Source organism: Clostridia bacterium (genome assembly GCA_012841935.1).
Taxonomy (GTDB): domain Bacteria; phylum Bacillota; class Peptococcia; order DRI-13; family DTU073; genus DUTS01.
In genome coordinates, this window is the sequence record DUTS01000004.1 from 1 (window position 1) to 7,350 (window position 7,350).

General features: G+C 36.8%; 8 protein-coding genes. All 8 read left to right on the plus strand.

Going from position 1 to position 7,350, the window contains the following annotated elements; translation table 11 throughout:
• Positions 1-42 precede the first annotated feature (42 nt).
• Positions 43-1,590: a flagellar M-ring protein FliF gene (fliF, locus tag GX687_00135; protein HHX95865.1), complete on the plus strand. Its 1,548-nt coding sequence runs from the start codon at positions 43-45 to the stop codon at positions 1,588-1,590.
• An 11-nt stretch (positions 1,591-1,601) separates the two neighbouring features.
• Entirely contained in the window at positions 1,602-2,612 is a 1,011-nt protein-coding gene (gene fliG / locus GX687_00140) for a flagellar motor switch protein FliG (protein HHX95866.1), read from the plus strand.
• Positions 2,605-3,327, plus strand: a complete 723-nt coding sequence (locus GX687_00145; protein ID HHX95867.1) for a hypothetical protein — start codon at positions 2,605-2,607, stop codon at positions 3,325-3,327. The genes fliG and GX687_00145 overlap by 8 nt, the downstream gene beginning before the upstream one ends.
• Positions 3,314-4,645, plus strand: a complete 1,332-nt coding sequence (gene fliI / locus GX687_00150; GenBank protein HHX95868.1) for a flagellar protein export ATPase FliI — start codon at positions 3,314-3,316, stop codon at positions 4,643-4,645. The genes GX687_00145 and fliI overlap by 14 nt, the downstream gene beginning before the upstream one ends.
• Positions 4,638-5,078: a flagellar export protein FliJ gene (fliJ, locus tag GX687_00155; protein ID HHX95869.1), complete on the plus strand. Its 441-nt coding sequence runs from the start codon at positions 4,638-4,640 to the stop codon at positions 5,076-5,078. The genes fliI and fliJ overlap by 8 nt, the downstream gene beginning before the upstream one ends.
• Before the next feature lies 1 nt (position 5,079).
• The gene (locus tag GX687_00160; GenBank protein ID HHX95870.1) at positions 5,080-5,595 is read left to right on the plus strand and encodes a hypothetical protein; all 516 of its coding nucleotides are present in this window, start codon (positions 5,080-5,082) and stop codon (positions 5,593-5,595) included.
• Between the two features lie 65 nt (positions 5,596-5,660).
• The gene (locus GX687_00165; protein ID HHX95871.1) at positions 5,661-6,731 is read left to right on the plus strand and encodes a flagellar hook-length control protein FliK; all 1,071 of its coding nucleotides are present in this window, start codon (positions 5,661-5,663) and stop codon (positions 6,729-6,731) included.
• A 15-nt stretch (positions 6,732-6,746) separates the two neighbouring features.
• Positions 6,747-7,208 carry a flagellar hook assembly protein FlgD gene (locus GX687_00170; protein ID HHX95872.1) on the plus strand — a complete coding sequence of 154 codons (462 nt, stop codon included), beginning with the start codon at positions 6,747-6,749 and terminating at the stop codon, positions 7,206-7,208.
• Positions 7,209-7,350 lie beyond the last annotated feature (142 nt).

Here is a 7,350-nt window from a genome sequence, read left to right on the forward strand (position 1 = left end):
AAGAACTTATGAGAATGCAGGTGTAAACCTTGAGGTGAGATAATGAATTTGGGGGCTCAATTACAAGAGCAAATAAATAGCATTTGGAAGAAGTTTACCAAGGGACAAAAAGCCACGATTTTAATCACGGTTCTTTTGTTTTTAATAATTGTTTTGACCATGCTGTTTTTAAGACAACCTAAAATGGAAGTACTATATTCGGGATTAAGTCCTGAAAATGCTAGTGCTTTAACGACTAAATTAAAGGAAAGTAAAATTCCTTATCAATTAGTCGATGAGGGGAAAACAATTCTTGTAAATGCCGAGGATAAGTATCAGTTAAGACTTGATATGGCCGGAGAGGTTAATTTAAAAGGAGTAGTTGGCTTTGAGTCTTTTAATGAAACTCGCTTTGGGGAAACCGATACAGATAAAAGAGTAAAATATTTAATTGCTTTACAAGGGGAATTAACACGTACAATAGAAAATCTTTCAGCGGTAGAATCAGCTAAGGTGCATATAGTTTTACCGGAAAAATCATTATTTGTACGTGATGAAAAAGAAACTACGGCTTCTGTTCTTTTGCGATTGAAACCTTATGCCAGTCTTAAACCTGAACAGGTAAAATCAATTATGGCTTTTGTAAGTCATAGTGTAGAAGGATTAAAGCCGGAAAATGTTACTGTTATGGATGTTAATGGCAATTTACTTTCCGAAGATTTGATGGATGATCTTTTGGGGGGATCTACACGGGCCACAATGAATCAATTGGCTTTAAAAAAGCAATATGAAAATGAAATCTCCAGGTCGGTACAATCGATGCTGGAAAAAATATTAGGTACGGGAAAAGCTGTGGTTAGGGCTAGTGTAGCCATGGATTTTGATCAAATAGAAACACATTCTGAAAGATATGAAGAACCTTTCATTATTAGTGAACAGATTAAAGAAGAAAGTTCTAGTGGTACTTCTCAGTCTCCTGGGGGTAATCCTGCGGATGCTAATATGTTGGGACCTAGTTATGGGGATACGGGTGTGGGTACTAATGAACATGAATTAACGGAAACCTTACGTAATTATGAAGCAGGTAAAATTACCGAAAAAAGAGTCGTTGCCCCCGGCAAAATTACTAATATTTCCTTATCAGTGCTTTTGGATGGGGAATTAACCCCAGAGGAAGAAGCAGGAATCAGGCAGGTCGTGGCAGATGCTGCGGGTGTAAATACCGATAGAGGTGATCAGGTTTCTTTGGTAGTAATGCCTTTTAATGCTGATGAAACGACAAGATTGGCTGAGGAGTTAGCCAAAAGGGAATCCTTTGAACGCAGGATGGCTTATTTAAGAACATTACGGGGTCCACTTTTAGCAGTTCTTTTTTTAGGAGTGGGAATTTATCTTTTTAGGCGTATGCGAGAGGCGGCTTTGGAAAAAGAACGTTATTTAGCACAGCAAGCCGAAATAAGTGCGGCTAGTGATGCTGCACCAGAAGTTATGCTGTCATTATCACCAGAGGCTAAGGCAAGAAAAGCTATTAAAGAACAAGTTGAGGCTTTAGTAAAAAAATCTCCCGAAGAGGTGGCAAAAATAATAAAGACATGGCTATCAGAGGATTAGGGGTGGTTTGATTGGAAAAATTACAACAGTTATCGGGGCATCAAAAAGCTTCTATTTTTATGATTGCTTTGGGACCCGAAAAATCCGCTGAAGTAATGAAGTATTTAAATGAAGAAGAAGTCGAACAACTCACTTTGGGAATTGCCGGTATGCGTAATGTTGATAATTTACAAATGGAAAAGGTAGCCAAAGAATTTACAGAGCTTTATATGGCTGCTCATTATGTTTCTCAAGGTGGCATTGAATATGCCCAAGAGGTTTTAGAAAACGCTTTGGGAACTGAAAAAGCTATCCGGATTATTAATCGTCTTTCTTCTAATTTACAAATAAAACCGTTTGATTTTATTAGAAAAACGGATTCTAGTCAGTTGTTAAATTTTATTCAGGGGGAACATGCCCAAACAATTGCCTTGATTATGTCTTATTTGGAACCCCAGCAAGCTGCGGCGATTTTATCAGCTTTACCTAGTGAACGCCAAACTGAAGTGGCCAGAAGAATCGCTATTATGGATAGTACTTCACCGGAAATACTGCGAGAAATAGAAAATACTTTGGAAAGAAAAATTAGTTCTTTGGGGGCTCAGGATTACACTAGTGCAGGTGGTATAAATTCTATAGTAGAAATTTTAAATAATGTTGATCGGGCCACTGAAAAAACAATTTTAGAAACCTTAGAAATTCAAGACCCTATTTTAGCCGAGGAAATTAAGAAGCTGATGTTTATTTTTGAAGATATCATTAAAATGGATGACCGCAGTGTGCAATTGGTTTTGCGTGAGGTTGATAGTAAGGATCTGGCAATGGCCCTCAAGGGTGCGGGTGAAGAAGTTAAAGATAAGATTAAAAAGAATATGTCTAGACGTGCGGCCGAGATGTTGGAGGAGGAAATTGTTTTCCTAGGTCCAGTGCGCCTTCGTGATGTAGAAGAAGCACAACAGCAAATTGTGACGATAATACGTCAACTTGAGGAGGCCGGTGAAATAATCATTTCCCGTGGTGAGGGAGATGAGATTATTGAGTAAAATAATTAAATCATCTTTTGTTAAGCAAATTGAAAAGCAAGTTGAGCCTGATAATATTGATTTTGACGAGACAACTGCACTGTCACTTTATGAAGAAACTAAGCTTCTTTTAGCCGAATTGGTTAATGAGGCTCAACAGCGTGCTGCTCATATTATTGCTTCTTCCCAAAAAGAGGCAAAGGAAATAAAATCTCATGCTAAAATGGAAAGCGAAAAAATAAGGGCAGAAGCATTTCAACAGGGAAAACAGTCGGGTTATCAAGCTGGACTGTCCGCAGGACAGGAAGAAATGGAAATTTTGCTTAAGGATATAGAAAAAATGTTAGTGTTTTTGGGTAATTATCAAGAAGTATTTTTACAAAAAAAAGCTAACGAAGTTATTGATTTAGTTTTATTGATTGTAGAAAAAATTATCGGTACATTGGTAAATAGTAAACCGGAAATTATTGCTGAGATTGTAAAAAATGTTTTGCAAGTAGCTGGGGAAAGCGAAAAATTAATTATTAAGGTTAATCCTCAACATCTACCTTATTTAAATTCTATAGATACGGCTAATTTGGCACCGGGAAAAATTAGCTTTCAAGGTGACACTACTATAGAGCCTGGTGGTTGTTTAATTGAAACTGAGCAGGGATTTATCGATGCCTGTTTAGGTGAAAGATTATCCATTTTGGAGAAAGTGTTAAAGGAAGAAAACCGTCATGTTGAACTTTGAAAAATTAAAAAACAGAGTAAACAATGCTAACCCTTTACATTTTCGGGGCTTGGTTACCGAAATTATTGGTTTAACCATTCAGTCCCGGGGGCCGCGTGCGGGAGTTGGTGAGTTGGTATACATTCAAAGCAAACAGGGTGTTATTCCCGCTGAGGTAGTTGGTTTTAAAAGCGAAAGAACTTTATTAATGCCTTTGGGTGATTTAGCCGGGGTTGCTCCCGGTGATTTAGTAACTGCGGTTAATCAGTCTTTTAAAGTTAAAGTTGGGCCGGAAATTATAGGTCGTGTACTAGATGGTTTGGGACGTCCTTTGGATAATAAGGGTGCTTTAAAATGGGAAAGTGAGTATCCTTTGTTGGAATCTTCCCCCCATCCCTTAAAAAGAAAAAGAATTACGGAAAATTTATCTTTGGGTATAAAGGTTATTGATGGTCTTTTAACATGTGGCAAAGGGCAAAGGCTGGGTATTTTTTCGGGAAGTGGTGTGGGGAAAAGCACTCTTTTGGGAATGATTGCCCGCAATAGCAGTGCTGATGTTAATGTTATTGCTTTGATTGGTGAGCGAGGTCGTGAGGTGCGCGAGTTTTTGGAAAATGATTTAAAGGCCGGAATTGACCGATCGGTGGTGGTAGTGGCTTCTTCGGATCAACCGGCTATTGTAAGGGTAAAGGCGGCTTTTTTAGCTACAGCCCTTGCTGAATATTTTCGTGATCAAGGAAAAGACGTCATTTTACTTATGGATTCAATTACACGTTTTGCCATGGCCCAAAGGGAAATAGGTCTGGCTGTAGGTGAGCCGCCGGCCACAAAGGGATACACCCCCTCTGTTTTTGCTTTACTCCCTCGACTTTTGGAAAGAGCGGGTACAGATGTTCAAGGTAGTATTACGGGACTTTATACAGTTTTGGTGGAGGGAGATGACTTCAATGAACCTATCAGTGATGCTGTTCGAGGTATTTTGGATGGTCATTTGATTTTATCGCGTGCTTTGGCTTCTTTGGGTCATTACCCTGCTGTAGATGTTTTAAATAGTATTAGTCGTGTTATGTTGAATATTGTTGATTCGGAACATCAAGTTGCAGCCACAAAAATAAAAAAATTGTTAGCTATTTATTCCGAAGCAAAGGATTTAATTGATGTAGGGGCATATCAAAAAGGTAGTAATTTGCAAATTGATTTGGCAATTTGCTTTATTGAGCAGATTAATCAGTTTTTGCAACAGGAGATTCAGGAAGCTTTTAAAAGCGAACAAACTATACAAATATTAAAAGATTTATATCAGGAAATCATTAGAAAAGAGCGGGATATAAATGTTTAAATTTAGATTAGCTAAGGTACTCCGTTTGCGTGAACATAAAGAAAAATTATGCCTAGAAGAAGTTAGTCGTTGTTTAATGGCTTTACAAACAGTTGAACAAAAAAAAATGAAATTAAAGCAAAATATGGATAAAAAAGAAGAGGAATATCGCCTTTCTTTGGAGAAAATTGTATCTATAGAAAGAATTGTTGTTTATAAAAATTATTTGAGTTTACAAAAACAAAAACTACTACAATTGACAGCTGAACTGGAAACTTGTCGGCAAAAATTGACTAATGCACAAGCGGAATTAAGGGCAGCTATGAAGGAAAGAAAAATATTAACGAAATTGCGGGAAAAGCAGCAATGGCGTTTTCGTTTGGTTGAAAAGAAAAAGGAGGAAAACTTTTTAGATGAATTAGCAATAAATTCCTCCAGAAGGCAAAGTGGTTAAAATGAAGAGAATACTTATGTTGATTTTAATTATTAGCTTGATTATGTTGGGGGCAGGTTTTTTAGCGGCTAAACATAGTGGATTTTTAAATACACTTTTCCCTCAAATAGGTAGAGAAGATGCCGTTGATATTGGGTTGATCGGTTCACCTTTGGAAACAGAAAATGAGCAATTAAGAGCGGAAAAAAAGGAGCTAACTTATCAGTTAACCATTCTTGAACAGGAAAAAACAAAATTATTGGAACAAATTACGGAACTACAAACTGAATTAACGGAAATAAAAGGCCAAATTGCTAAACAAGAAACCAAGCTGATAAATACTGAAGATTTAGCTGCTTATTATCAGGAAATGAAACCTGATGCTGTGGTTAGAATTATGGATAATTTGGATGATGAAATGGTAGTCACTATTTTGGCTTTATTGGATAAAAAGCAAACAGCTAAAATAATTGCTTTAATGGATCCCTATCGTGCGGCGTTAATAACACAATTGTTATTAAATAAACAAATTCCCTAGTTTTTAACTAGTGAAAGGAGGTGAAAAAAGTGGAAGGCATCGGGGCACTTATGCCAATGAATACAATGGAGTTAATCCCGCTTTTTGGTTCTGTGGAACAGAATCCGGAATTTATGGAAATGTTGTTAGGTCTCTTGGGTGAAGAGGAACAGTCGGAAGAAGAACTGCTTAAATTAAAAGAAGTGATTAAGCAGCCAGAGTTAAATAATTTATTGCCTGGTTTGTTTCTACCGGAAAATCCGCTTATCCCAAAAGAACAAATTGTAACAGATGGATTGCTAAAGGAAAAAACTTGTCCATTAGATAATGATCTGTCTTTTCAGGAATTAAAGTTTTTTATCCAAGAAAAGAAGAATGAACCTTTAGAACAAAAAGATGTTGTGCTACCTAAATTGGCGGAAACTGTTTTTCAGGAAACACATCAAAGTATGCAAGTAGAGCCTGTGGAAATTGATAACCTATGGTTAACTGAAATGAGTTTGCGAGAAAGTACTTCTTTTGAAGCTCCGGAGAATTTATCTAGCGAAGAACTGCCGGAAATTAAATTTTCGGAGAGAGTGCTTTGGCATCAAGAAGAAGGGATCGAGTTTTTAATGGAAAAGGAAAGTAATTTTGTAGAAAAAATAATTCCAGAGGAATTAAATCAAATTAACCAAATTAGTACTCCCTTTAGTCAAGAGACAGTACCTGAAAAAATTGAATTAAGTACACCTAATTTAGTTCGGGATTTACCGGAAGTGATCTTTAAAGAAATAAAACCATTGCTTGAGGTTAATGGTGAAAAAGAAATAGTAATTCATTTAAAACCTAAAGAATTAGGTAAGTTGGTTGTTGAGTTATCTGTAGAGGAGGGGGCTGTTTCTGTTAAATTTTTAGTTGAACAGCCTGTGGTACGCAGTTTTTTAGAAAGTAATTTAGATAATCTTAGACAATCATTTTTAAAACAGGACATTCCTTTTGCCGGTTTAAATGTTGATATTGGGGGAGAACAATTAAAACAAAGCCAATCAGATCAGGAACCTATTTGGGAATTAAAAAAGCAAAACAGTTGGTCACAGGAAAAAAAGGAAATAAGTGCTTGTACGGATTTTCAGCCTACTAGCTTGCGATTGAGTGCTTATGATTACTTAGTTTAGAAGGGAGTGAAATTAATGCAGATTGCTTTAGACGGATATCAATCAATTCCTGCTCAGCAAACTTCTTGGGGGAAGAATATTCTTGATAAAGATGATTTTCTTAAGCTTTTAATTACTGAACTTCGTTATCAGGATGCTTTGGAACCGATGAATGATCGCGATTTTATTGCACAAATGGCACAAATGTCAGCATTGGAACAAATGCAGAATTTAAATAATACTGTGGAAGAGGGATTAGCGGCGGTTTTGGAAACACAACAGAGCGGACAGGCTAATATGTTTGCTTTAGGGGAATTACTTCTGGGCCTAGGTAGTTTGAAACAAGGTTTGGAGCTCTTAGGGCGTGAGGTTACTTATTTAGAAAATGGAATTGAAAAAAGCGGTAGTGTCAGTGCACTTACACAAAAAGATGGTTATTATGTGGCCGTAATCGAAGCTCAAGAAGTTGAATTAACCCAAATCAAAACAATAAAGTAGGTGATGAGCATGGTTGAAAAACCTTTTTTGATTCCGCAACCTATACAACCACATCGAGAATCAGCAAAAACTAAGGTTCCTGCTACAAAAGAAAAACAGTTGTTTAATGAACTTTTGCAAAGTGAACTGGCAGGTTTAGGCG

Bases quoted from the DNA above. Each gene is read 5' to 3' on its own strand.
- fliJ (HHX95869.1), top strand. From the start codon at position 4,638: ATGTTTAAATTTAGATTAGCTAAGGTACTCCGTTTGCGTGAACATAAA.
- GX687_00165 (HHX95871.1), top strand. From the start codon at position 5,661: ATGGAGTTAATCCCGCTTTTTGGTTCTGTGGAACAGAATCCGGAATTT.
- fliF (HHX95865.1), top strand. From the start codon at position 43: ATGAATTTGGGGGCTCAATTACAAGAGCAAATAAATAGCATTTGGAAG.
- GX687_00160 (HHX95870.1), top strand. From the start codon at position 5,080: ATGAAGAGAATACTTATGTTGATTTTAATTATTAGCTTGATTATGTTG.
- fliI (HHX95868.1), top strand. From the start codon at position 3,314: ATGTTGAACTTTGAAAAATTAAAAAACAGAGTAAACAATGCTAACCCT.
- GX687_00170 (HHX95872.1), top strand. From the start codon at position 6,747: ATGCAGATTGCTTTAGACGGATATCAATCAATTCCTGCTCAGCAAACT.